The sequence below is a fragment of the Catalinimonas locisalis genome, assembly GCF_038039535.1.
In the GTDB taxonomy this organism is placed as follows: domain Bacteria; phylum Bacteroidota; class Bacteroidia; order Cytophagales; family Cyclobacteriaceae; genus Catalinimonas.
Map to the genome: position 1 here is coordinate 41,680 of NZ_JBBPHP010000025.1, position 26,345 is coordinate 68,024.

19 protein-coding genes are annotated in these 26,345 nt (G+C 42.6%); 12 read left to right on the top strand and 7 right to left on the bottom strand.

Translation table 11 applies throughout. From position 1 onward, the window contains the following. Positions 1-3 precede the first annotated feature (3 nt). The 7 genes from WJR50_RS22950 to WJR50_RS22980 form a co-directional block, all read right to left on the bottom strand. On the bottom strand, positions 4-2,496 hold the full coding sequence (locus WJR50_RS22950) for a heavy metal translocating P-type ATPase (RefSeq protein WP_277483166.1): 2,493 nt from the start codon (positions 2,494-2,496) through the stop codon (positions 4-6). Positions 2,497-2,503: 7 nt separating this feature from the next. Continuing rightward, complete coding sequence (locus WJR50_RS22955) at positions 2,504-2,926, bottom strand: Fur family transcriptional regulator (protein ID WP_277483169.1); 423 nt, start codon at positions 2,924-2,926, stop codon at positions 2,504-2,506. Positions 2,927-2,936: 10 nt separating this feature from the next. Next, the gene (locus tag WJR50_RS22960) at positions 2,937-3,299 is read right to left on the bottom strand and encodes a P-II family nitrogen regulator (protein WP_277483172.1); all 363 of its coding nucleotides are present in this window, start codon (positions 3,297-3,299) and stop codon (positions 2,937-2,939) included. Between the two features lie 39 nt (positions 3,300-3,338). After that, positions 3,339-4,568, bottom strand: coding sequence for an efflux RND transporter periplasmic adaptor subunit (locus WJR50_RS22965; RefSeq protein WP_277483174.1), 1,230 nt, complete (start codon positions 4,566-4,568; stop codon positions 3,339-3,341). Positions 4,569-4,616: 48 nt separating this feature from the next. After that, on the bottom strand, positions 4,617-9,041 hold the full coding sequence (locus tag WJR50_RS22970; RefSeq protein ID WP_341295639.1) for a CusA/CzcA family heavy metal efflux RND transporter: 4,425 nt from the start codon (positions 9,039-9,041) through the stop codon (positions 4,617-4,619). Between the two features lie 328 nt (positions 9,042-9,369). Beyond that, positions 9,370-9,693: a DUF6660 family protein gene (locus WJR50_RS22975; RefSeq protein ID WP_341295640.1), complete on the bottom strand. Its 324-nt coding sequence runs from the start codon at positions 9,691-9,693 to the stop codon at positions 9,370-9,372. Positions 9,694-9,922: 229 nt separating this feature from the next. Continuing rightward, a complete protein-coding gene (locus tag WJR50_RS22980; protein ID WP_341295641.1) occupies positions 9,923-10,969 on the bottom strand; it encodes a hypothetical protein in 1,047 nt (348 codons plus the stop codon). A 161-nt stretch (positions 10,970-11,130) separates the two neighbouring features. Here WJR50_RS22980 and WJR50_RS22985 point away from each other — a divergent pair, with 161 nt between their 5' ends. From WJR50_RS22985 to WJR50_RS23040, 12 genes are all read left to right on the top strand, one after another. Next, complete coding sequence (locus WJR50_RS22985) at positions 11,131-11,706, top strand: helix-turn-helix domain-containing protein (protein WP_341295642.1); 576 nt, start codon at positions 11,131-11,133, stop codon at positions 11,704-11,706. 76 nt (positions 11,707-11,782) lie between these two features. Continuing rightward, complete coding sequence (locus tag WJR50_RS22990; RefSeq protein ID WP_341295643.1) at positions 11,783-12,361, top strand: helix-turn-helix domain-containing protein; 579 nt, start codon at positions 11,783-11,785, stop codon at positions 12,359-12,361. Between the two features lie 77 nt (positions 12,362-12,438). Next, positions 12,439-14,697: a heavy metal translocating P-type ATPase gene (locus WJR50_RS22995; protein WP_341295644.1), complete on the top strand. Its 2,259-nt coding sequence runs from the start codon at positions 12,439-12,441 to the stop codon at positions 14,695-14,697. A gap of 94 nt (positions 14,698-14,791) precedes the next feature. After that, positions 14,792-15,832 carry a flavin reductase family protein gene (locus WJR50_RS23000; protein WP_341295645.1) on the top strand — a complete coding sequence of 347 codons (1,041 nt, stop codon included), beginning with the start codon at positions 14,792-14,794 and terminating at the stop codon, positions 15,830-15,832. An 83-nt stretch (positions 15,833-15,915) separates the two neighbouring features. After that, complete coding sequence (locus WJR50_RS23005; protein WP_341295646.1) at positions 15,916-16,125, top strand: heavy-metal-associated domain-containing protein; 210 nt, start codon at positions 15,916-15,918, stop codon at positions 16,123-16,125. 146 nt (positions 16,126-16,271) lie between these two features. Continuing rightward, positions 16,272-16,703 (top strand): HYC_CC_PP family protein, encoded by a 432-nt coding sequence (locus tag WJR50_RS23010; protein ID WP_341295647.1) that lies wholly within the window; start codon positions 16,272-16,274, stop codon positions 16,701-16,703. Positions 16,704-16,805: 102 nt separating this feature from the next. Continuing rightward, positions 16,806-20,630 carry an efflux RND transporter permease subunit gene (locus WJR50_RS23015; RefSeq protein ID WP_341295648.1) on the top strand — a complete coding sequence of 1,275 codons (3,825 nt, stop codon included), beginning with the start codon at positions 16,806-16,808 and terminating at the stop codon, positions 20,628-20,630. Further along, positions 20,627-21,874: a TolC family protein gene (locus WJR50_RS23020; protein ID WP_341295649.1), complete on the top strand. Its 1,248-nt coding sequence runs from the start codon at positions 20,627-20,629 to the stop codon at positions 21,872-21,874. Before WJR50_RS23015 ends, WJR50_RS23020 begins: the two co-directional genes overlap by 4 nt. A gap of 1 nt (position 21,875) precedes the next feature. Next, positions 21,876-23,666: an efflux RND transporter periplasmic adaptor subunit gene (locus WJR50_RS23025; protein ID WP_341295650.1), complete on the top strand. Its 1,791-nt coding sequence runs from the start codon at positions 21,876-21,878 to the stop codon at positions 23,664-23,666. 139 nt (positions 23,667-23,805) lie between these two features. Then, complete coding sequence (locus WJR50_RS23030) at positions 23,806-24,378, top strand: DUF3347 domain-containing protein (protein WP_341295651.1); 573 nt, start codon at positions 23,806-23,808, stop codon at positions 24,376-24,378. Positions 24,379-24,444: 66 nt separating this feature from the next. Then, on the top strand, positions 24,445-24,894 hold the full coding sequence (locus tag WJR50_RS23035) for a hypothetical protein (protein ID WP_341295652.1): 450 nt from the start codon (positions 24,445-24,447) through the stop codon (positions 24,892-24,894). Between the two features lie 2 nt (positions 24,895-24,896). After that, on the top strand, positions 24,897-26,333 hold the full coding sequence (locus WJR50_RS23040) for an MBOAT family O-acyltransferase (RefSeq protein WP_341295653.1): 1,437 nt from the start codon (positions 24,897-24,899) through the stop codon (positions 26,331-26,333). The last annotated feature ends 12 nt before the right edge of the window (positions 26,334-26,345 follow it).

A 26,345-nucleotide genomic window follows, 5' to 3' on the forward strand; every position in this document is an offset into this window, starting at 1 on the left:
ATGCTACTTCTTATAAGCTAACAATCTCAACGCATTAAAGACTACCAGCAAAGTGGAACCTTCATGGATCAACACAGCAGGCCCGATGGTCGCAATGCCTGAAATCGTCAGAGGAATTAAAATACCTACAATACCCAGGCTGACCCAAAGGTTTTGTTTGATAATGCCTTTGGCTTGTCTACTTAAACCGATAGCAAAAGGCAGTGTTTCCAGCTTGTCGGCCATCAGGGCAATATCAGCTGTTTCCAGGGCTACATCACTGCCTGCTGCTCCCATTGCAATACCCACAGTACTATTGGCCATGGCCGGAGCATCATTTACGCCATCACCGACCATCGCCACTTTGGATTCTTTTTCTCTGAGTTCTTTAATGGCTTCTACTTTTTCTTCCGGCAGCAGGCTGCCCCAAGCATCCGTGAGTCCAATCTCTTTGGCCACTGCATCGGCTACTTTCTGATTATCACCCGTAAGCATAATCATACGCTTGATACCGATTTCTTTCAGTCGTTCCAATGTGTTTTTAGCTTCTTCCCTCGGGGTATCCATCAGGGCAATTATGCCAATGTATTTGTCATTTTGACGGATCAGCATGGTGGTATTGCCATCTGACTCCAGTGACTTTACTTTTTCTTCTGTTTCCTTCTCCGGCTTATTATCATCCAGGGATTCAAACAGGTCCAGGTTGCCGATGTACACTTTGTCATCACCCAAGGAGGCTTTGATCCCCTTACCAAGCACCGCTTCCAGATCTTTCGCATCAGGTATATCAGTACCATCCAATCGCTCTTTACCATCCCGCACTACAGCTTTGGCCAGTGGATGGTCACTGAGGTTTTCTACGGCTACTGCTATTTTTAACAGTTCTTGCTCGTTTACATCACCTAAAGGAGTTATTTCGGTGAGCTTGGGCTTACCTTCTGTTAGTGTTCCGGTTTTGTCAAAAGCCAGGGCGGTGAGTACACCCAGATCTTCCAACGGACGGCCACCTTTGATAAGCACCCCGCTTTTGGCTGCCCTGGCTACTCCGCTTAGCACTGCACTTGGTGTGGCAATGGCCAAAGCGCAAGGGCTGGCTGCCACCAATACGGCCATTGCACGGTAGAAACTTTCGCTAAACGTTTCGTCCAGTACCAAAAAAGCGAAATTGAGTATGACCACCAAGACCAATACAGAAGGCACAAAATACTTCTCAAATTTGTCGGTGAGCCGCTGTGTAGGTGATTTCTGGGTCTGGGCTTCATTCACCAGTTTCACCAATCGGGAAAGTGTAGAGTCTTTGGCTTCTTTGATCACTTTGATTTCCAGCGTATTGTTGCCATTGATAGTACCCGAAAAAGCACGGTTCTCGTCTTTGATGTCTTTTTCCTCCGACCAGTCTTTATCAGGATTATCCACCGGTTCTTTATCTACCGGCACACTTTCCCCGGTGATAGGAGCCTGATTGACACTACTGGTACCGCTGACAACCACCCCATCGGCCGAAATTTTGCTATTGGGCTTCACCACGATGATATCACCGATGCTCAATTCCTCAATACCGACTTCTTTGGTCTTACCATTTCTCTTAAGCAATGCCGTTTTAGGAGCGAGCTCTGCCAAAGCAGCAATGGATTTACGGGCTTTGTTCATGGCATAGTGTTCCAACGCATGCCCCATGCTAAATAGGAACAATAACAAAGCACCTTCGGCCCATTCGCCTAAAATTGCTGCACCAATGGCCGCTACCAGCATCAGGAAATCAATTTCAAAGCCGCCTTTTGCCACTGTTTGAATGGCCTCTTTGGCCGTGAAATATCCGCCAAAGAAATAGGCTCCGATATACAATGCGAGGCTCACCCAGGAAGGCACAGCCTCTACATAAGACAATCCAAAGCCAATTCCGAGCAATGCTCCACAGATAATGGAAAAAATCAGCTCGGTGTTTTTACCGAAAATGCCCCCATGCGAATGAGAATGTTCCTCACCTGCTCCATGACTATCACCTTCTTGGTGGTCATGCTCTTTTTCAGTTTTTTCTACCTGCTCAAGAAATCGTTCGGCACTTACCTGGGTATCCGGTATATCAAGCCCCTCTTTTCTCATCGCTTTCAAGATTTCCGCCTCATCCACCTTGGCCGTATCATACTCTACCCGCACCATACCGGATGCCGATACTGAGGCTTCCATAATACCCGCTATATCCCGAAGGTCACGCTCAATGTGACGGGCATGACGGGTATGGCGAATGCCTTCTACCTCTATGAGTTTATGTCCAAATTTCTGAGTGATTTCCGCCCCGGTTTGCTCTGCCATCGACTGAATGCGGTCAATAGAAATGACTTCAGGATCATAATGAAAGCAAAGCTGAGGCACACCATTGTCTGTTTCGTCAGCCACATGCACTTTTTCCAGGCCTTCTTTGTCTTGAAGCTGTTGAATAAGTTTTTGCACACATTGATCCTTCTCATCCGGTACTTCGGGCAGGAGCAATGGTATATTTATTTGTAATTTTTTCATAATTTCTCTATTTATCTTCTGAGCAATTATCACAAACACCTTTTACCACTAAGTTGGCCTCTTCAGGAACATACTTCGGAGGCAAATCCACTTCGGGAATTTTATAACTGGTCAGACATTTGGTTTGTCCACATATTCTGCAGTGAAAGTGCAGATGTAAGTCCCTTTCAATTTCGCATTTACAACCTTCTTCACACAAGGCGTATTTAGGAACACCTGTACCATCATCAATGCTGTGTGCCAAGCCATTATCCTCAAAAGCCTTCAGCGTTCTGTAGATAGTCGTCCGGTCCGATTTCTCAAAGTCTTTATACAGATCGGTCAGGCTTACTGCGGCTTCCCTACCCATGAGGTACTCTAATACCAACAACCGCATAGCTGTAGGTTTGATATTGTGAGCCTTTAAGTTTTGTTCTAAATCCTTGATCATTTGCTTGAGATTATTCTTTTAAAGAATCACATGTCTTTATTCTATACGCATCATCTATTTCAGAGACGTAAATGATCCCATCGCCTGGTTCAGGGGTTTGTGCCTTGCCACATATTAATTGTACTGCTTTTTCCAATTCTTCATTTTGGCAGACCAGCTCTAATTTGACAATCGCGCTATCGGTAAAGTGAAAGTCAAGGGAAGGAGATGCATCGGGATCTTTATGAGCTCCTGTTCCCTCTCCTTTAGATAAGGTCACACTTTCAAACCCTGCATCGCGCAGAGACTTTACCACTACTTGTACTTTTTTCGGCTTTATAAGTGCTTTGATTTCTTTCATCTTGCTATTTTTTTCAGTTTTTAATCTTTTCAAAGTTTGGCAGTTGACATGTTTTCTTGTCAACTGCTTTATTTAGTGACTATGTGAAGTCTGGCTTTTCTGCATCTCTGAAATCAGGTAATAGGCATTATTCCAAGCTACCAAAGTGCCATTAGGAAGCGGCTCTAGCAGGTTGATCTCGGTCCAGCCCTCGTCAGTAATACCGGTTCGCACTTCAACAGGGGTAAATGCCCATTCCGTTTTTCCCTCTTCCTCATGGGCTTCCGCCATAAAAATGTAGGGTTTGCCTTCTTCTTCAATGATCGCTGCTTCTGGCAGTGCTTTTACCTCCTCATTTTCTGTGTGGATTTTACCATTGATATACATTCCCGGGATCAGAAAATCTTCCTTGTTCTCGATCTCTGCATGCACATGCACCGCTTTCGGATTTTGCTCAAACTGCTTACCCACTGAATAAATTTTGGCAGTCAGCGTATTTCCCGGAACAGACTCCACAGTAAAGGACACTTTCTGCCCTTTCTTCACTTTATATACATCCTTTTCAAACACCATCAGGTCGGCATGAATGTGGTCGGTATTGACAATCATAAACATCTCGGTCTGAGGGTCTACATATTGACCGACCTGAACTTTTACTTTTTCAATATATCCATCTATGGGACTCACTACGGGTACGTATTGATAAATATCACCGCTTTGCACCTTATTCTCATTCAGGCTGAGTTGCCTGAGCTGAGCTTCATAGCCTTTTACTTCCCCTTTCATGGCTTGGTAGTCCGCCTGTATTTGCTGGTAGGTTTTTCCGGAACCTACTTCCTCTTCGTACAACCTTTTTTGTCGTTGGTTTTCTTTTTCCAGAAACTGTAGTTGGCTGTAAGCTCGTATATAATCCGTCTGCAATTTAGACAGGTTGGGATGGGAGAGATATGCCAATACCTGCCCTTTGCTCACCTGGTCTCCCTCTATCACTTTTATGGAAGTAACATTGGCTCCCAGAATAGCCGTAACGGTAGCCTCATGCTGAGGAGGCACTTCTAACTGGCCATTGGCTTCTACCACACCCGATAGTGGGCGGGTGGGTAGTGTGTCAACTTTGATGCCCAAGCTTTCAAATTTGAGGTCCGAAAGGTGGAGCTCGGCCATTCCTTCTTCACTATGACCTTCCCCTTCCTGCCCCTCTTTACCCTCATTATGCGCTTCATGGGAAGCTTCATCCTGGTTATCAGCCGACTTGCTTCCGCAACCCGTAAATACCGATACAATCAGTACCAGGGTCAGTATATATATAATTTGCTTTTTCATTTTGCTTATATTTTTAATCTGATTATCCATTCAGATTTTATTAAATGCTTAATTTGATGTTTTTAAGTAGTATTCCAGTTGGTAGCGGCTATCCAGGTAGTTGCCAAACGCATTCCAAGCATCTATCTCTATTTGGATAGCATCCCGGATATTTTGCAGGAAAGAAACATAATCAATAGCGCCTTCCCGGTAAGCTGTAAGGGCACCTGCTCGCTGTTCTTGTGCCAAGGGCAAGGCTTCTTCCTGGTAATAATTCCAGGAATTGAGCCATTTCAGGTACTGCTCTCGCATACTTTGATAGGCTGTATTTAATTCCAATTGAGTTTGTTGCAAATCTTGGTTGGCAATTTCCCGGTTAATTTTTGCCGCTTGAGTCCTACCTAATTCTGGTCCAAAAAACAAGGGAATCCGCACCCCAAGCTGATAGGTATAAAAACCACTTTGTCCGTCTACTGTTTGTTTTCCGTACTGGCCTTGTAGTTGGGGATAAAACTGAGAACGCCTTTCCTTTATGGTTGCGTCGGCCACGTTCACTCTTTGGCGAAAAACATTGAGTACAGGATGACTACCGAGAGAGTCGGCTACATAGTTTAAGGGTTCATCCAACTGATTTGCGGGAATGTCCGGTACAGTGAACAAGGTGTCATTGACAAACCATAAATTGAGGCGCTGTAAAGCACTCAAATAGTCACGATAATACTGCTCTTTTTGAATCTTCACCTGATTGGCCTGGTTAGAAGTTGCCAAGTATTCTAGCTTGGAGGTAGCCTCAACTTCAAGCCTAATTCTGGCTGCCCGCTCAATATCCGTAAAGACAGAATCCAACTGCTCATAGACCTGATAATTATTTTTGGCTGCATATACCATTGCCCATGCCTGGCTTACTTCCCTTTCCAACTCTATCACGGACAGGTCAAGGGCGGATTCGGCCAGTGCCACCCGTTCTTTTTGCAATTTCAAACGGGGTGCTATCCCAAAAATGTCAATCTGTTGTTGTTGAATGCCTATTTGGGTGTACACTCCTTCAGCACTCACCTCCGAACCATTGCCTACCTCTTCTCTCCCGGTGAATATTTGGGTATTGCCAAAATCCCAGGCAGTTTTCTTCAGGGCTTGTTGGCTTTCAATTTCCAGACGTGCCGATTGAATTTTAGGATAACTCTCTACCGCCCGCTTCCTGGCCTGTTTTAATGTGACTGTAGGCAGGCTGTCTTGCTCTTGTTCCTGCTGTTGGGCATTGGACACAGCCGGTAATCCTAGCAATCCACCGCAAACGATCAGGACAACAATCACGTTGGCATTCGGTGCTTTCAGGCTTTTTCTTCTGTCACTTCTGCCTTCTACAAAAGTGTATAGCACGGGCAGCACTACCAGCGTAAGCAAAGTTGCGGTAAGCATACCACCAATCACTACAGTAGCCAAAGGCCGCTGCACTTCAGCTCCTGCAGATGCTGAAAAAGCCATGGGCAGAAATCCGAAAATATCTGTTGTTGCGGTAAGCATAATGGGTCTGATTCGTTCTTTTGTTCCTGTAAAAATGCGGTCTCTGATGCTGGTGACTCCTTCCTCTTTTAGGGAATTAAAGCGGTTAATCAAGACCAGGCCATTTAACACAGCCACTCCAAAAAGCACAATAAAACCAACGCCCGCTGAAATACTAAATGGCATATCTCTAATCCATAGAGCAAATACACCCCCAATAGCTGCCAGGGGTATAGCGATATAAATCATGATGGATTGTGAAAATGACTGTAGAGCAAAATAGAGTAAAACGAAAATCAGAAACAGTGCTATTGGAACAACAATGGCTAATCTGCTCTTAGCCCGTTCAAGGTTTTCAAATTCACCGCCATAGGTAATGTAATAGCCTGGAGGTAAATCTAGTTGTGTATCCAGTTTCTCCTGTATTTCATTCACCACTGACTCTACGTCACGTCCCCTGGTATTGACTCCAACATAAGTTCTTCTATAGGTGTTGTCACGCGATATCTGCATAGGACCCGGTACATAGCTAATATCAGCGACTTCTTTGATGGGTACTTGTGTGCCATCGGGCAGATCAATATAGAGTGTGCGCAGGTCATCTATACTTTGACGGTGCGCCTCATCAAAGCGGATGACTAAGTCAAACCTTTTTTCTCCCTCAAAAATTACCCCGGCCACACCACCGGCAAAAGCAGAGCTTACATACTCATTGAGCTTTTGAATATCCAGGCCGTATTGTGCAATTTTATCCCGGTTGTAACGAACGGTCATTTGGGGAAGTCCTGATGTCCGTTCGGGGTTTACATCACCAGCTCCTGGCACGGTAGAAATGATATCGGCCATCTCCTGCACTTTTTCGGAAAGCACTTCCAGGTCTTCACCATAGAGTTTAACGGCAATATCCTCCCGTACCCCTTCCAGCAACTCATTAAAACGCAGCTCTACCGGCTGGGTAAATACCAGGTTTACTCCTGTAAGATGCGTCTCAAGCTTATCCTTGATTTGCTCAATTAGTTCATCTTTAGTCTCTGCAGACACCCATTGGTCTTTATCTTTTTCTAAGATGAGGTACATATCGGCTATATCCATCGGCATAGGGTCGGTAGGGATGTCCGCCACCCCGATCCGGGCAGTTACTGTTTTTATTTCGGGGAAACTTTCCAACAAAAGGTTTTCAATCCTGATAGATACCTCTTTTGATTCACTTAGGGAGCTTCCGGGCCTGATGAGTGCCTGCATGGCGATATCTCCTTCATCAAGCTGAGGCACAAACTCACCTCCCATTCGTGAAAAAATAAACCCGGCTGTTCCCAGCAGCACAATAGCTACGATAATCACAATTGCTTTAAAACGCAGGGCGCTTTTTAGCAAGGGCAGATAAGCCTTTTGAATACCACCAATGATTTTATCACTTACCCTTTCCAGCCAGCGTTCAAATCGTCCAAACCAGTTTTTTTTGTTTTGAATAGGTTTCATGAATAAGGCCGACATCATCGGTACATAGGTAAGGCACAGGATAATGGCACCAATCATGGCAAAGCCAAAGGTGTAGGCCATGGGCTGGAACATTTTACCTTCCACACCGGTGAGGAATAGGATAGGAGCAAAAACAATAAGGATGATAATCTGTCCGAAAAATGCCGAACTCATCATGGTACTACCGGCATCATAAGCCACCTCGTCCATCACACCCTGATTGAACTTAATTTTCCCTGATCGGATGCGTTTCTGGATTTCGTAGACCGTACCTTCAATGATGATCACCGCCCCGTCAATGATGATCCCAAAGTCAATAGCCCCCAGACTCATGAGGTTGGCCCACACATTAAACTGCTTCATCAAGATGAAAGCAAAAAGCAAGGAAAGCGGAATGGTGGTAGCAGTGATAATACCACCACGGACGCTACCCAATAGAATTACCAGGGCAAAAATCACAATTAATGCGCCTTCCAACAGGTTGGTTTTTAAGGTATCTGTCGTTCTGGAAATCAGGTCGCTCCGATCTATGATGGTATTAATGGCCAATCCTTCGGGCAGGGACTTTTCTACCTCGGTCATACGCTCTTTTACATTTTGGATTACCGCATTGGGATTAGATCCTTTCAGCATCATAATGATACCCCCAACAGCTTCCTTTCCATCCTGTGTGAAAGCCCCATATCGTACCTGACTGCCGAAATGTACCTTAGAAGCCACGTCTCCTATGGTGACTGGAATTCCGTTTTCCGTTTTTATGACAATTTTTCTGATATCTTCCAGAGAGCGCACCAATCCTTCTCCCCGGATGAAATTGGACATCCTGTTCTTCTCAATGTACGCCCCACCGGTATTGACATTGTTTCTGGCCAGTGCCTCATATACCTGAGAGATGCTCACATTCTGCGCATTGAGTTTATCCGGGCTAATAGCTACCTCATATTGCTTGATGTAGCCACCGAAAGAATTTACCTCAACCACACCATCAAGCAAGGTCAGTTGCCTTTTAACAATCCAATCCTGGATTGTACGCAACTCCATTGGTGAATACAGCGAGTCATAACCCTCTTGTGGTTGAATAGTGTATTCATAAATCTGTCCTAAACCAGTGGAAATCGGCCCCATAGTAGGGCTGCCAAATTTCTCCGGAATGGCTTCTTTTAATTCGTTCAGTTTTTCCTGCACCAGTTGACGGGGCAGGTAAGTACCCATATCGTCTTCAAAAACAATGGTGACTACCGATAGGCCAAACCTGGAAATAGAGCGGATTTCGTCTACCCCTGGCAAATTACCCATGGCCAGTTCCACCGGATAGGTCACAAATTGTTCTATATCTTCTGTGGCAAGGTTGGGCGATACGGTCATTACCTGTACCTGGTTATTGGTGATATCAGGTACAGAACCCAGATTGACCGTATACATGGAGTGTATTCCAACTCCAATGAGGGCCAGGGTAAGCAGGCCCACGATGAATTTATTCTTTATTGAAAAAGAAATGATTTTATTGATCATATGACTTTTAATTATTTGAAATGGACAGAGAAGAAGTGATAAACTTTGGCAATCATAGCTACTATCAGTATGATGCAGACCAACACAATAAAAAACCACTTTAGGATCTGATTGACTGTGACTTTCTTCCTTCTCTTTTTCCTTTTTTTGGTTTTGTTTTTATTCAATTTTTTCAACTTTCTGAATAAGATTGAACACAATGAAAGGATGCCTTTGAAGATTAAAGGTTCATTAAAGAAAATGCCTGAGTGGTAAGTAAAATGCCTGATCAGTCCTGATAAAGGGGACTTTAACGACAGCGCATACTTATCCTATCAGGCAGGAAGGATTATGATCTTGGGGGCTTGAGAAATCCAGAGATTTCAATGCTTCTGAAATCCTGAAAATAAGAAGTGTAAATAGCAGGTAATTTCACAACAATCTGTGTGAAGTCAACTCCCGAAGTAAATAAGAAATGTACGTGGCAACAATGACAAACGCAAAGTGGGGAGCAACCGTCCCAACCCTGATTGTGATCATGGTCATGATTGTTATTAGCAGTATTAACTACCGTGATGTTTTCTGAAGTATCCCTCTGAGGTACTGTATCGGCACAGGCTACCCCTGCCAAGGCCATGAAGTAGAAGCTCAATATGTAGCACGCAATTTTCACTATTACAAATATACGGATTAATGCAATGCAAGGGTATTGCAAAGTTGGATTGGACTACTAGAAAAAGGTGCACTTCTTAAACCCAATGGATCTCAGAAGTCCTTGTGCTATAAGGCCTCAGTCTTAAAACCCGCTTTCTGCACCGTTTTCTTTACTTCTTCTTCAGTTAGATCAAAAGTCTCTACAGTAAGTATGCGGTCATCACTTTCAAAGTTGACATTCCAATTTTCTATTCTCTTTTGGAATAAATTTCACCCTCATTTTCCCATACACAGAAGATACTATTATCTTTCAAAGTTACTACCTCAATAAAAGCGCCTTCTCCTACCTGAATTTCTTTGCCTGAATCCAGATACTTGATTTTTAATGTACCGCCATCTTGCCAGGCAACCACCGGGTTTTTCTGCCCACTGATGCTACTGGCTCTTCCCTCTCCAACTTGCATTTCCTTTTTTCCAGGTTGGGCATAGAATATTTTGCCCTCCCGCTGCCAGCTGGTATGCACTTCATTTTGATCATCAATCAAAACTCCACCACCATCCATAGGGCAACCTTTCAAGGGCCAATTCCCTTCACCCATTTTTTTTGGGGGAGCAAATGAAAGTCTATCAGACTCAGATTGCATCACATACATATCTCTGGAGCCATCCAACCAGTTTCTAAACATCACATAAACCTTAGAGTCGCCCACAGCAATGTTAGGTTTACAGCACTCACAGACGGTTCCATCAGGGGATTGATAGGCCATTACATTTTTTGACCATTGCTCTCCTGTTTTTCTCTTAGCTACATAAATCTTGTTACTTTTGTCTGATCGGACATCAAGCCAGACCGCAAAAAAATTATCCTGATCATCAGCAGCAATATTCATCAGACCTTCAGGGGCAGATGCGGGAACATCATTTACATTGGCGATCTTTTTCCATTGATTAGTTACATGATTAAGCTGAAAGGTGTGAATATTGCCATCATTACTCATAGCAGTGACAAGCGTATAGTTAGCAGAACTGGCTATCTGAGGACCTCTGGACATACCCAGGTGCATTCCTTCCAGCTGGGCTATAAGTTCAGGTTTTGAGAAAGTTTTGCCTTGATCTGAAGAGTTCATTACCATGATTGAATCATTGGTTCCAAACACGATACGCATTACGCCTTGAGGATCTACAGATACTTGAGCTTGTCTGCCTTTTGCCAGCATGTTTTGTGCATTTGCCTGAAAAAACGCCTGCTGGAACAGCATAGCACTCAGAAATAAGAAAAGTATAAAAGGCTTCATCGGTTGTTGGTTATAATATGACATCAATCTAGTACACTTAAACTTAGATTTCACGGGAAAATCGAATCTTTTTTAAAAATTTTGTGCATACTTCTCTTTGCATGGACTTCAATTAGGCTTAACATTGTTTATAAGAAGATTAGTATTTTAACATAATAGCGATGCCCACTCTACATATTAGAAACATGGTTTGTGACCGCTGTATCATGGTGGTAGAACAGCTTTTCCATCAAGCAGGATTGAAACCACTGTCTGTAAGCCTTGGAGAAGTAAAAATTGAAGAAGAAACGCTTATGCAGGATCAAAAAGCACAACTTGATGGTTTACTCGCAGAAAATGGTTTTGAAAGGATAGATGATAAAAAAAGCCAGCTGCTTGAAAAAATCAAAGCCACTGTCATTGAGGCCATTCATCGTCAGGAGCATTTTGAAATGCATATCAACTGGTCACTTTTTCTTTCCGAAAAACTCCATTATGACTACAACTACCTTAGCAGCCTTTTTTCAAGTGTGACAGGCATTACCCTGGAACAGTATATCATCAAACAAAAAATTGAAAAAGTCAAAGAATACCTCTTCTACGACGAGCTATCGGTGAAAGAAATTGCCTACAAGTTGGGCTATAGTAGCGTAGCACACCTTTCTTCTCAGTTCAAAAAAATTACCGGACTCACTCCATCTGAATTCAAAGAATCCCGCCAGACTAGCTTAAGAAAACCCCTGGACAATATCATATAAACATGTAAGCCTATCAGGTTATTTTATAACACTTCCTGCCATCAAACTCCTGAGCTTTGCATAAAACAATATCAGGATGGGAACAATTACTGAAATCAACATCAAAGGAATGGTATGCAACAGGTGCATATCTACTATTCAAGGTCTACTTACCCAAAAAGGGTATGCTGTTCAGCAAATTTCACTGGGCAAAGTAATTTTTAGCAATGCCATTGAAATAAACAGAAAAGAAGAGGTAGCCCAACTCCTCAGCAGTTTGGGTTTTGAACTGATCTCGGATAAAAACGAGCAGTGTTTGGAGGCTATCAAGCAAGCCATTCGGGAATGGATCTCAGCCAGTGAAGATGGATTGAGGCAATTGAAACTCTCCGAATTTATTTCCCAAAAATTCAGCAAAAATTACGATTCCTTAGGGGAGTTCTTTAGCAAGTATGAAGGAAAGACCATAGAAAAGTACTACATAGCCATCAGACTGGATAGAGTGAGAGAACTCCTAGTATATACGGATCTTTCCCTCTCAGAAATTGCTTTCCAAACAGGCTTTAGCAGTGCACACCATCTCTCATCTCAATTCAAGAAAAATACAGGTCTATCTCCTTCTACTCTAAGAGACATTAAGAAAAAGAAGTCAGACACCGTTCAATTGGCCAGGTAAATCTGAAACGCAAACCCAAAATTTTGTAAAGCTCTGCTGAGAGCTTCATTCTACTTTTGAGAAAAATATTATTTGACATGAAAACAGAAATCTTACAAACTGAGCCCCTTAATGATGAGGCTAACAGCATTATAAAACAAACCTTTCCAGTGACAGGTATGACATGTGCTGCCTGTGCCGTGAGTGTAGAATCTATGCTTAATACTACTCCAGGAGTAGTAAGTGCAGGCGTAAATTTTGCAACTCAAACAGCCTGGGCAGAATATGACCCTTTACAGACTAGCACAGCAGACCTAAGACAAGCTATCCAGTCTATTGGTTATGATTTGATTGTAGATGTGGAAGATCCTTCACAGGTTCATGCAGACATACAGGCTAAACATTATCAAACCATTAAAACCAGATTCATTTGGTCAGCCATTTTGACACTCCCTGTCTTTATCATTGGTATGTTTATGATGGAATGGGAGGCTGGCAAGTGGATTTCCATGGGATTATCGGCTATTGTCTTATTTTATTTCGGGAGTTCTTTTTTTGTAACAGCCTGGAAGCAGACCCGTCATGGTAAAGCCAATATGGATACGCTGGTAGCATTAAGTACTGGAATCGCTTTTGTATTTAGCGTATTCAATACTTTCTTTCCTGAGTTCTGGCATAGCAGGGGCATACATGCCCATGTCTATTACGAAGCAGCTGTTGTGATCATTACCTTTATATCTTTAGGCAAGCTGCTGGAAGAAAAAGCAAAATCCAATACCTCTTCTGCCATCAAAAAGCTGATGGGTCTACAGCCCAAAACTGTAAAGGCATGGATAGAAGGTGAGGAAGTAGAAATCCCCATTTCAGCAGTAAAAGAAGGGTATGTATTGATTGTACGTCCTGGTGAAAAGATTCCTGTGGATGGAGGAGTAACAGAAGGCCAATCTTATGTGGATGAAAGTATGATTACCGGCGAACCATTAGCTGTTGCCAAGTCGGCTGGCGATAAGCTTTTTGCCGGAACAGTCAATCAAAAAGGAAGCTTTAAGATGATTGCAGAGAAAGTTGGAGGAGGCACAGTGTTGGCAAGCATCATCAAAATGGTGCAGGAAGCTCAGGGAAGTAAAGCGCCTGTCCAGAAATTGGTAGATAAGATCGCTGGAATATTTGTTCCTATTGTTTTGGGCATTTCCATCGTCACATTTGTGAGTTGGATGATATTAGGTGGAGAAGATGCATTTACGCATGCATTGCTTGCTTCAGTAACCGTACTGGTCATTGCCTGTCCCTGTGCACTTGGATTAGCTACACCAACAGCTATCATGGTAGGTGTTGGTAAGGGTGCGGAAAATAATATTCTGATCAAGGATGCGGAGAGCCTGGAACTTGGGCATAAAGTCAATGCTGTTATTCTGGATAAGACAGGAACGATTACCGAAGGTAAACCTGAAGTCACTGAGGCAATTTGGCTTGAAAAACAGGCTTTGGATACTTATAAAGGCATCCTACTCAGCATGGAATCCCAAAGTGAACATCCTTTAGCCGAAGCTGTGGTAAACCATCTTAAAAATGAGCAAATAAGTGTAAGAGCAATCACCGATTTTGAGAGTATCACAGGTCAGGGAGTTACATCTCTTTATCAGAATGAAGCCTATTTTGTAGGTAATAAGAGGTTTATTACAGAAAAAAACATCCATATAGACACAGCCCTATTGCAAAAAGCAAATCAATGGCAAAAGCAGGCTAAAACAGTCATATATTTTACCAATAACAGAGAAGTACTGTCCATCATGGCCATTGCTGATAAGATAAAGGCAACTTCAAAGGAAGCAATTACGCACTTACAGCAGAGAGGTATTGAAGTTTATATGCTTACCGGAGACAACCAGGAAACTGCAGAAGCAGTAGCCAAGCAGGTAGGCTTGAGCCTTTTCCAAGCAGAAGTACTCCCTTCTGACAAAGCTGAATTTGTAAAAGCATTGCAACAAAAGGGTAAAATAGTAGCTATGGTGGGTGACGGTATCAATGATTCACATGCTCTGGCACAAGCGGATGTAAGTATAGCAATGGGTAAAGGGTCAGATATTGCCATGGATGTTGCCAAAATGACGCTGATTACTTCAGATCTGAACGCTATCCCAAAAGCTTTGCAACTTTCACGAAAGACTGTCTTGGGAATTCGTCAGAATCTTTTTTGGGCCTTTATTTATAACCTGCTTGGTATACCACTGGCAGCAGGTATTCTTTACCCTATTAATGGTTTTCTGCTGGACCCAATGATTGCCGGAGCTGCCATGGCCTTTAGCTCAGTTTCGGTAGTAGCCAACAGCCTGAGGCTTAAAGCTGCCAAAATTTAATATCCTCACCCATTGCTGCGCTACTTTTCCCCTTGTTCAATGTATACAAATGCTGAGGGTGGAAAAGTAGTGCAAGCTCAACCACTATATCATTATGGAATTTAAAGTCAAAATACATAGCGTTGACTATGAGACAGAAGATGCTATCACAATTCGTTTTGAAGCAAGTCCAGCATTTGAAGGATACACTCCGGGGCAGTTCATCAATATATTCAAAGTGCATAGAGGAAAAATGCTCAGCAGGTCTTATTCATTTTCATCATCTCCTGAAGCAGATGAGTTGCCTGCCATTACCATCAAAAAAATGGCGGGAGGCAGACTGTCCGTTGATCTGATAGCCACTGTGAAGAAAGGCTCTTTATTAAAAATTAGTGAACCCATGGGTAAGTTTAGCTTGAAAAACCATAATCTGGATGATAAACATCTGATAATGATTGCCGGAGGTAGTGGCATTTCACCTTTGTTTGCACTGCTTAAATCCGCGCTGTACAAGTCTGAAAAAGTAAAAATTACCTTGATTTATGCCAACAAGAGCGAAAAGTCCATCATCTTTCAGGAATCACTCAAAGCTTTACAAAAACTTCATGAAGAGCGGCTTAACATTTATCATTTTCTGGAAGAATATTCTATCCAAAGCAACTTTGCTTATCATCACGGGTACATCAGCAAAGCCATTGTAGAGCAGGTACTTTATTCTGAGATAAGTCGTACTCCTGAAGTATATCTCTGTGGGCCAGAAGCTATGATGAAAGCAATGCTGGCTCATCTTCAGGAACTGAATTTCAGGAAGGACCATATTTACACTGAGTCTTTTGCATCTTTCAGCCTCAAAGTTAATGCTGTATCCAAAAATGCTTCAGGAAAGGCTGAGATTACCTTTTTGAAGGGAGAACACGCTTTCAAAATTCAGCTTTCCCAGGACAAATACATTTTACAGGAGGCACTGCAACAAGGGCTTCCTCTTCCTTACTCTTGCCAGGAAGCCATGTGCGGCAGCTGTAAAATCAAATTACTTTTAGGTAAAGTGAATATGGTAGAAAATTATGCCTTGACAGATAAACAATTACAGGAAGGTTATGTACTGCTTTGTTCATCTAAAGCCGAAACTAAGAAAATCACTTTAAGCTATCAATGAATTTTGAAACACTTGTCGGTAATGATGTAAAAGTAAAACCCGTGCAGATAGTACCTTTACTATATGATATAAAATTAAATAATATGAAAACTCTAAAATTTAAATCCAACATCAAATGTACAGGTTGCCTGGAAAAGGTAACCCCTTATCTCAACAGTACCGAAGGTATTAAGAAGTGGGAAGTAGACCTTAAAAATCCTGAAAAAGTGCTTACTATTATTGGCGAAACTAACGAGGCAAAGATCAGAGAAGCAGTGCAGAAAGCTGGCTTCAAAGCAGAGAAAGTAGGATAATAATTAACACACACCTCCGTTGATTTTATCAGAGGTGTGTGTGCCATGTGCTGACAAACCAAAAATTACATAAAATAAAACAAAAATATTGTAACACCTTTTTGCTAAGAGACACGTAAACTTGCAAAGAAATTGATTTTATTCACATGAAGTTCATCCCTCAATTAATCGCAGTATGCATGGCTATGGTGATCTTGGTCGCAACGACAGGGTTCACGATGAATGCACATTTCTGTGCAGGTGAACTTCAGCATATTGCTTTCTTAGGCCAGGCTGAATCTTGCGAAATGCATACCAAGCAATTGCCACCTTGTCAACATGAGCAGGAATCTCACAGCCAAATAGAAAAGAAATCATGCTGTGAAGATATGTCTGTAATCAGTGATCAGCAAGACTCTCTGGCGGGAAGCATTGTGCCCAAAATATTCAAGCCTGACTTCAAATTCATTGCGGTAGTGAGTAGCTTCTTCCTTGCAGCCATTGCTGAGTACACTCCGCATTTTTCCAAATATCATCAATATAGCCCACCGCTGATTGAGCGTGATATACCAGTACTCGTTCAATCCTTCCTTATTTAAGCATTTCATTCAATTGATCGTGATCAAGGCTTAGCCCTTTAGAGCCTTGGGGCATTATTGCTATGCCTTTTTAAATCAATTCAAAAGTTGAATGTAAATAACATGCTTAATAAAATCATTAAATACTTTCTTGAGAACAAGTTAGTTACCGTTCTCATCTTAATTGGCTTCATTGCCTGGGGCATTGTGACTGCCCCTTTCGGTTGGCAGATAGGTGCGTTACCTTCTGATCCCGTTCCGGTAGATGCTATTCCGGATATAGGAGAAAACCAACAGATCGTATTTACCCAGTGGCAGGGCCGATCACCACAAGACATAGAAGACCAAATTTCCTATCCGCTGACTACCTATTTATTAGGTATTCCGGGCGTAAAATCTATACGGAGTTCTTCTATATTTGGCTTTTCCAGTATCTTCATCATTTTCAGTGAAGATGTAGAGTTTTACTGGTCACGCTCCCGTATTCTAGAGAAACTAAGTTCCTTGCCTTCCGGCTTATTACCGGAAGGGGTTCAACCCGCACTCGGGCCTGATGCCACTGCGCTGGGCCAGGTGTATTGGTATACCATTGAGGGCAGAGATAAGGATGGAAACCCTACGGGAGGATGGGATCTCCACGAAATCCGTACCGTACAAGACTTCTACGTCAAATATGGATTAAACGCAACAGAAGGAGTTTCAGAAGTGGCATCCATTGGTGGCTTTGTACAGGAATATCAGATTGATGTTAACCCCGATGCCCTTAAAGCCTATGATATCCCTTTGCATAAAGTAATGCAGGCGGTACAGAAATCAAATAAAGACGTAGGGGCTAAAACCATTGAGATCAACCAGGCAGAATATCTGGTGCGTGGTTTGGGCTACATCAAAAAAGTAGAAGACATTGAAAAGGCCGTGGTGGCCGTTCAGGAAAATGTTCCCGTCCGTATTAAAGACATTGGTGTAGTCACCCTGGGGCCATCCACCCGTAGAGGTCTGCTGGATAAAGACGGTGCTGAAGTGGTAGGTGGCGTAGTGGTGGCCCGCTATGGTGCCAATCCCTTGCAGGTCATTAACAACGTCAAGGATAAGATCAAAGAAATAGCCCCGGGACTGCCGAAAAAAACGTTGGCAGATGGAAGGGAAAGCCAGTTAACCATCGTTCCGTTTTATGACCGCTCCGAGCTTATTTATGAAACATTGGGAACCCTGGAAGAAGCCATTTCGCTTCAAGTGCTCATTACCATTTTGGTAGTGATCGTGATGGTGTATAATCTCAGGGCTTCATTTCTCATTTCAAGTATCCTGCCCATTGCAGTATTGATGGTGTTTATCGCCATGCGCTATTTTGGTGTAGATGCCAATATAGTTGCACTTTCCGGTATTGCCATTGCCATTGGTACAATGGTGGATTTGGGAGTAATACTTTCCGAAAACATTATTAAACATATAGATGAGGCTCCTCCTGGTCAAAAACTGATAGATACCATTTACAATGGAGCTTCGGAAGTGGGTACCGCTATTCTCACTGCTGTTTCTACCACCATTGTCAGCTTCATTCCGGTCTTTACCATGCAAGCTGCTGAAGGAAAGCTCTTTGGACCTTTGGCATTCACCAAGACCTTTGCCCTGGTAGCTGCGCTGTTGGTGAGTCTATTGATCATGCCTACCTTGGCACATTGGTTCTTTGGATTCAAAATCAATAATAAGTTTCTTAAGAAATATGGTGGCTATGCATTAGTACTATTTGGAATTATAGGGCTCTTTACCGGTCAGATCTGGGGGGGTGTATTGCTGGTACTATTTGGTGCAATCGGAATTGCAAAGAATTTTTTTGACACTAAAAAGGAACGCTTTTCCAGGCCTGTATTATTTCTCTTTAATTATGCCGAGCTGATCATTGTACTCATTGGCGTAACCTGGCTTTTAGCTAAATATTGGCTACCACTGGGAGCCTCGAAGTCTCTGTTACTCAACTTTATTTTCGTGACCTTATTGGTAGGATTTATCCTGGGGTCGTTCACGCTTTTAGAATATTACTACAAATCTATATTAAAATGGTGCCTGGATAATAAAGTAACTTTTTTATTGATACCTACCTTCTTGATTTTGCTTGGCGCTAATGTTTGGCTGGGTTTTAATACCATTTTCGGGTTTATTCCTAAAGCATTGGACAATCTCGGCTGGGATGTCCGGACAACTACAGTTTGGTCAGGCTTGACCCATACCTTCCCGGGTGTAGGAAAAGAATTTATGCCTTCTCTGGATGAAGGAAGTTTCCTGCTGATGCCAACTTCAATGCCGCATTCCGGCATTGAATACAACCGTAAAGTAGTAGGTCAATTGGATATGCTCCTGACCAACATCCCGGAAGTAGAATTAACGGTAGGCAAATTAGGACGGGTAGAATCCGCATTAGATCCGGCACCTATTTCCATGTATGAAAATATCATTAATTATAAACCGGAGTACATGCTCAGTGAAAAAGGGCACCGGGTAAGGTTCAAAGTTGATAAGGAAGATCGCTTCATACTCAACAGCGGAGATAGCCTTTCTAACGAAGAAGCCATTAAGCGTGGGGTTACAACAGAGGAACTCATCCCTAATGATAACGGAAATTATTTCCGCAACTGGCGGCCGCAGATAGAATCTCCAGATGATATCTGGAATGAAATTGTAAAGGTCACTAAAATTCCTGGAGTTACTTCTGCACCAAAGCTGCAGCCTATTGAAACCAGGCTGGTCATGCTCCAAACAGGCATGAGGGCTCCCATGGGTATCAAAGTCTATGGTCCTAATCTTAAAACTATTGAGGATTTTGGCCTTCAACTAGAGGAAGTACTAAAAAATGTTCCTTCTGTAAAAGAGGAAGCGGTGTTTGCTGATCGTATTGTGGGCAAACCTTATCTCCATCTCAACATCAACCGGGATGAGATTTCGCGCTATGGGCTGAATGTGGAAGATGTACAGCAGACCATTGAAACTGCCATTGGAGGAATGAAAATTACTTCTACCGTGGAAGGACGCGAACGTTTTCCGGTGAGGGTACGCTACCCGCGCGAACTCAGGGACGATCCCGAATCATTGGGTAAAATTCTTTTGCCTACACCTACAGGAGCACAGATACCAATTAGCCAGGTGGTGGACTTTGAGTATGTGAGGGGGCCACAGGCGATCAAAAGTGAGGAAACCTTTTTGGTGGGTTATGTACTATTTGACAAAAGGGACGGATACTCGGAAGTTGGAGTGGTCAATGATGCCGAGGCAGCTATTCAGGAAAGAATAGATACAGGTGATTTAGTCGTTCCTGCCGGGGTCAGCTACAAGTTCTCAGGAAGCTATGAAAATCAGGTAAGGGCTGAAAAGAGGCTTTCAATCATTGTTCCGTTGGTATTGGGTATCGTCTTCCTCATCCTTTACTTCCAATTTAAGTCTGTAGCGACTTCATTAATGGTGTTTACTGGTATTGCCATGGCATTTAGTGGAGGCTTTATCATGCTATGGTTGTATGGCCAGACCTGGTTTGCGGACTTCTCCCTTTTCGGTACGAATTTCCGAGACTTGTTCCAAATACATACTATCAATTTGAGCGTGGCTGTTTGGGTCGGGTTTATTGCCTTGTTTGGTATAGCCACTGATGATGGGGTATTAATGGCTACTTATTTAGATCAAAGTTTTAATCGTAATAAAACAGACAGTCTGAAAGGAATAAGAGCGGCAACAGTGGAAGCTGGTCAACGAAGAATAAAACCTGCCGTGATGACATCCGCCACCACCATCATTGCCTTGCTGCCTATACTTACCTCAACGGGTCGCGGAGCAGACATCATGATCCCAATGGCTATTCCAGCATTCGGAGGTATGTTCTTCGCAGCCGTCACCTACTTCATCGTGCCGGTTTTATACGCTATGAGGGAAGAAAGAAAATTTAAAAAGACACAACCATGAAGATTATTGTAAATATTGTAATACTTGTTTTTCTCGGAACCAGCGTAAGTCAGGCGCAGGTCCTGGATGACTATTTTAAAATAGCAGCGGAAAGCAATCCGGGATTACAGGCGAAATATCGGGAATTTGAAGCGGCCATACAGAAGGTGGAGCAGGTAAATACTTTACCGGACCCTAATTTCTCTTTTGGTTATTTCATTTCACCGGTGGAAACGAGGGTAGGGCCACAAAAGGCAAGGTTTTCCCTGACCCAGATGTTTCCCTGGTTTGGGACGCTACGGGCACAGGGAAATGCCGCAGCTTTAATGGCAGAGGCAAAATATCAAGCCTTCTTAGACGCTCGGAATAGGTTGTACTACCAGGTGGCAGCAGCCTATTATCCGCTTTATGAACTTAATCAATGGAAAGAGATTGAGCGGGAGAATATTGAAATACTGGAGTCTTATAAAACCATTGGTACTAAAAAGTTTGAAAATGGAGAGGGACCGATGGTGGATGTACTTCGGGTGGATATCATGCTCAAAGAGGCGCAAACCAATCTGGAAATTCTTTCTAAAAAAGAAAAGCCCCTGCGAGTCACTTTTAATAACCTGCTCAACCGAAACGAATCCGAAGAGGTAGAGGTATCTGAGATATTGCCCACCCCTGTGTTAGAATCAGATTATAGAAAAGATTCTTTATTTGATAGTAATCCGGTATTGGAAGAACTGGACTTAAAAATAGCCTCCAGTGAGGCAAGTGAGGAGGTCGCTTACAAACAAGGGCTTCCAAAGTTTGGCCTGGGCCTGGACTATGTGTTGGTTGGAGATCGCTCAGATTTAGCCTCCGACATGGCTGCTCCGCAAGACAATGGCAAAAATGCGATGATGCCCATGGTTTCCGTCAGCATCCCCATTTTCAGGAGTAAATACAAAGCCGCTGTTAAGGAAGCGCAACTCATGCAGGAAAGCTATTCACTCCAAAAAGAGGATTTTGCCAATACCCTAACGTCAAGCTACGAAATGGCCTGGTTTGAAATTCAACAACAGCAAGAATTACTTGAGTTATATGATCAACAAATTCAGGAATCCAATCAGGCTTTAAATCTATTGTTTACTGCTTATGGAAATTCAGGAAATGAATTTGAAGAGGTACTGCGTATGCAGCAACAGTTGTTAAAATATGAAAAGATGAAGGCAACCGCAGAAACGCAATATCAAATTGCCCTGGCCAAACTCAATTACTTAACTGCAAAAACATATTAAGATGAACACGAATAAAAAAATAATAATCATAGCACTGTCAACACTGGCAATAGGTTTATTGCTGGGTTGGTTGATTTTTGGTGGTTCATCATCCGAAAGTAAAATGGATGATGAGCACCAGCACACTACAGAAATAGCCGGAGAGACCGTGTGGACTTGTTCTATGCATCCTCAGATCCGCCAGAGCGAACCAGGAGACTGCCCCATATGTGGCATGGACCTTATTCCTTTGGAGGATGATCAGAATGAAGTACTTGATCCCATGGCGGTGAGTATGTCGCCAACCGCCATGCAATTGGCTGATATCAGAACGGCTGCTGTAGGTACCATGGATCCCGTGAAGTCGGTTAGATTAAACGGGAAGGTGCAGGAAGATGAGCGGCTTGTTTCTTCTCAATCCAGCCACATTCCAGGCAGAATTGAACGACTGAATGTTAACTTCACAGGTGAATATGTACGCAGGGGACAGGTAATAGCTTATATCTATTCCCCTGATTTAGTTACTGCTCAAGAGGAATTATTTGAAGCGCAAAAAATTAAAGAGACACAGCCACAATTATTTAAATCAGCCCGGGCAAAACTCAAAAACTGGAAGCTTTCAGACAGCCAGATAGATAAAATATTAGAAAGTGGCAACCCTTCCGATGAATTTCCAATCACGGCAGACATTTCAGGCTATGTGTTGAGCAAAAATGTAAATGTGGGTGACTACATTAAGCGAGGGGAGCCCATTTATGAGATTGCAAATTTATCTCGCGTATGGGTGTTGTTTGATGTGTATGAGTCGGATATGCCCTGGATAAATAAGGGAGATCAGGTGCAGTTTACAGTTCAATCATTGCCGGGCCAAACATTTGAAAGCAAGATAAGCTTTTTAGATCCGGTAATTGATCCAAAAACCAGGGTAGCCAAAGCCCGGGTAGAAGTGCCCAACAAAGACAATCAGCTAAAACCTGAAATGTTTGTCTCCGGTACGGTAGAAGCTACATTGCCGAAAAAGTCCAACAATGTAATTGTTCCGAAAACAGCCGTAATGTGGACAGGCAAACGTTCGGTAGTTTATGTGAAAAATACTACAGGTAGTGGAGTAAGTTTCATGATGCGTGATGTGACGCTTGGGCCGGGTTTAGGTGACAGCTTTATCGTGGAGAGTGGCCTTGAAGAAGGGGAAGAAATAGCGGTCAATGGTACCTTCAGCATTGATGCGGCAGCACAACTGGCTGGTAAGCCAAGCATGATGAACCCTGAAGGAGGCCCGGCTATGACAGGGCATAACCATGGGGGTATGGAGATGCCGACTTCCTCAGGACAGGTTAAGAAAAAAGAGACTAAGCCAGTGTCAATTAGTCAGAAGGCGAAAGAAGCATTGCGGCCCCTTTATACTGAGTACCTCAAATTTAAGGAAGCCTTAACGGCCGATGAATTTGATCAGGCTCAAAAAGCCGCTTCCGATCTCAAAACAACATTGGATAAGGTGAATATGTCTGCTTTTACCGGTGAGTCACACGATGCATGGATGAGCTATAGCAGCGATCTGAAAAATGCGCTTCAACATGTTCAGCATCTCAAAACAATAGAGGAACTACGCACTACATTTCAGCAAGTGTCTGAAGGGATGATTGATTTGACCAAAGCTTTTAATCCATTGGATCAGACACTGTACGTTCAGTTTTGCCCTATGGCAGATGATAATAAGGGAGCGAATTGGTTGAGTACCGAAGAGGAAATCAGCAATCCCTACTTCGGGGCATCTATGCTTACATGTGGTGAAGTGAAATCAACAATCAAATGAAGGAATGTTGCAAAACAGGAGGTGAACAAAAGCCCTCAAAAATAAAGAAAACTGTTAGTCGGGCCTTATGGTCGGTACTATTCATCATCATCATTACTTTATCTATTATTCAAATTTTGAACCAATAAATTTTAACATCATGAAAAAGCAAATTTTAAGTGTAGCACTCGTATTAAGTCTGTTGGCATTTGGTGCAAAGGCACAAAGCCATGATCATAGTAGGATGACAGAAGGAAACCATCACAGCACAAGTGTAACTTATCAAACGCCTGAAGCTTTTCAGCAGCAGCTTGCTGAAGTTTACCAGGCAAGTCTGGATTTAAAAGAAGCTTTTGTAGCTTCCAGCAAGACCCAGGTGAAAGAGGCTGTAAAACCCGTGCAGGAAGCTTTATCTAAAGTGGACATGAAGCTTCTGAAGGACCAGGCACACATGGACTGGATGGCTCACCTCAAAACAATTAAAAGTAATTTGGAAACCGTAGAAAAATCCAATGCTATAGATGAGCAGAGAAAAGGCTTCACCCATTTTAGCGAAGCACTCTATCAAAGCATTAAAGCCTTTGGTATAGGTGATGAAGAAGCCTATTATCAGTACTGCCCAATGGCTAATAACAACAAAGGTGCTTACTGGCTCAGCGACAATAAGGAAATCCGCAATCCTTACTTCGGTGATAAGATGCTGAAGTGTGGAACAGTCAAAGAAAGCCTGTAAGGCTGAGTATTTCAAAGAGGCACTCTTTTTTGTGCCTCTTAATCCACCCTATAAAATCCTGTTATCATGAAAAAAAGCAAAAAGAACAACACAAGCGGTGTAATTACTACCATTGCAGCTTTATCCGTTTTGGTTATTGCTTTATTTGGCTTCACCTATTTCAATTTCACTAAGCTGAATGAAGATAAGCAGATCCTACCTGTTCAACAAGCACAGGATATAGAGCAGGAGGGAATTTCTCCTGAACTGGTATGCATGGTCAATGATGCCTATATGGGAGGTAAGAAGCAGATTCCTGTCGCCTATGAAGGAAAAACATACTATGGCTGCTGTCAGATGTGTGTAGGCAGAATTCAAAATGATGCTCAGGTAAGATACGCCACTGACCCTTATTCGGGAGAGATGATAGACAAATCAGAGGCTTTTATTATACTCCAACCCAGCAGTGACAATCAAGTCTCTTATTATAAATCAGAAGCCACTTTTCATCTTCATCACCAGTCCCTGACAAAATAAGAATGCTTTTTAATTCACTGGAGTTTATCCTGTTCTTTATCATCTGCTTTTTCTTTTACTGGTTCATATTCAAAAACAGTATCAAAAAACAGAATGTAATGCTGCTCATTGCCAGCTATTTTTTCTATGGCTGGTGGGACTGGCGCTTTCTGTCGCTGATTGCGTTTAGCTCTCTGGTGGATTACACCATGGGTATCTTTATTTACAAGTCTGTACAGAAAAAGAGAAAGAAACTTTTTTTATGGATCAGCTTGCTAAGCAACCTTGGGTTACTGGGCTTCTTTAAGTACTACAACTTTTTTATTGATTCGCTACTGAATGCCTTCGCTACTATTGGTTATACAAATGCCAGTGTGTATACCCTATACATTATACTACCTGTGGGTATTAGTTTTTATACCTTTCAGACTTTGAGCTATACTATTGATATCTACAGGGGAAATTTAAAGCCTAGCGAAGATCTTATCAACTTCCTTACTTTTGTCAGCTTTTTCCCACAACTGGTAGCAGGGCCTATAGAAAGGGCTGCTAATCTGCTTCCCCAATTTGACGAAAAAAGGACGTTTAGTTATGAGGATGGACAAGCAGGTTTGCGGATGATACTATGGGGGTTGTTTAAGAAGATAGCGATTGCAGATTATCTGGGCACATTTGTAGTTGAAATTTTTGATAATCATCCTGAACTCTCAGGAAGTGAGCTATTTATCGGACTGGCTTTCTTTGCTTTCCAGATCTATTGTGACTTCTCCGGTTATTCTGACATAGCCATAGGTGTAGCCAGGCTGTTTGGCTTTAAGCTAATGAGAAATTTTGCCTATCCGTATTTTGCCAGGGACATAGCTGAGCACTGGCGGAAATGGCATATTTCTTTATCTACCTGGTTCAAAGATTATCTGTACATCCCTTTGGGAGGTAGCAGGGGGGGAAAGTGGATGATCATTCGCAACATCATCATCATCTTTACGGTTAGTGGCTTTTGGCATGGAGCCAATTGGACCTTTGTCATTTGGGGATTTGTCAATGGTTTGTACTTTTTACCATTGATTCTTTCCGGTGTACACCGTAACCATATGGGGCCTATTGCTGAAGGGAGATTCTTCCCATCTGTAAAAGATTTTGCGCTCATTGCCCTGACATTTGTCTTAAAAACACTTACCTATGTCTTTTTCAGAGCTGAAAATATTCAGCAGTCATGGTCATATATTAAGGGGATGTGGAGTACTTCTTTATTTTCTCTTCCGGATGTATACTTTTTTACTCCTCTGCCCTTACTTATTCTCTTTCTAACCATAGAATGGTGGAAAAGAGATAAAATCTGCCCCTTATATCTAGATGATTCCCCCAAGTACTTAAGAAGGCCCTTATACATGCTGGTCTTTTGTATGATCATTATCTATACGCCTAATGACCTTAAAGAATTTATTTATTTCCAATTCTAGGAGTGAAATGTC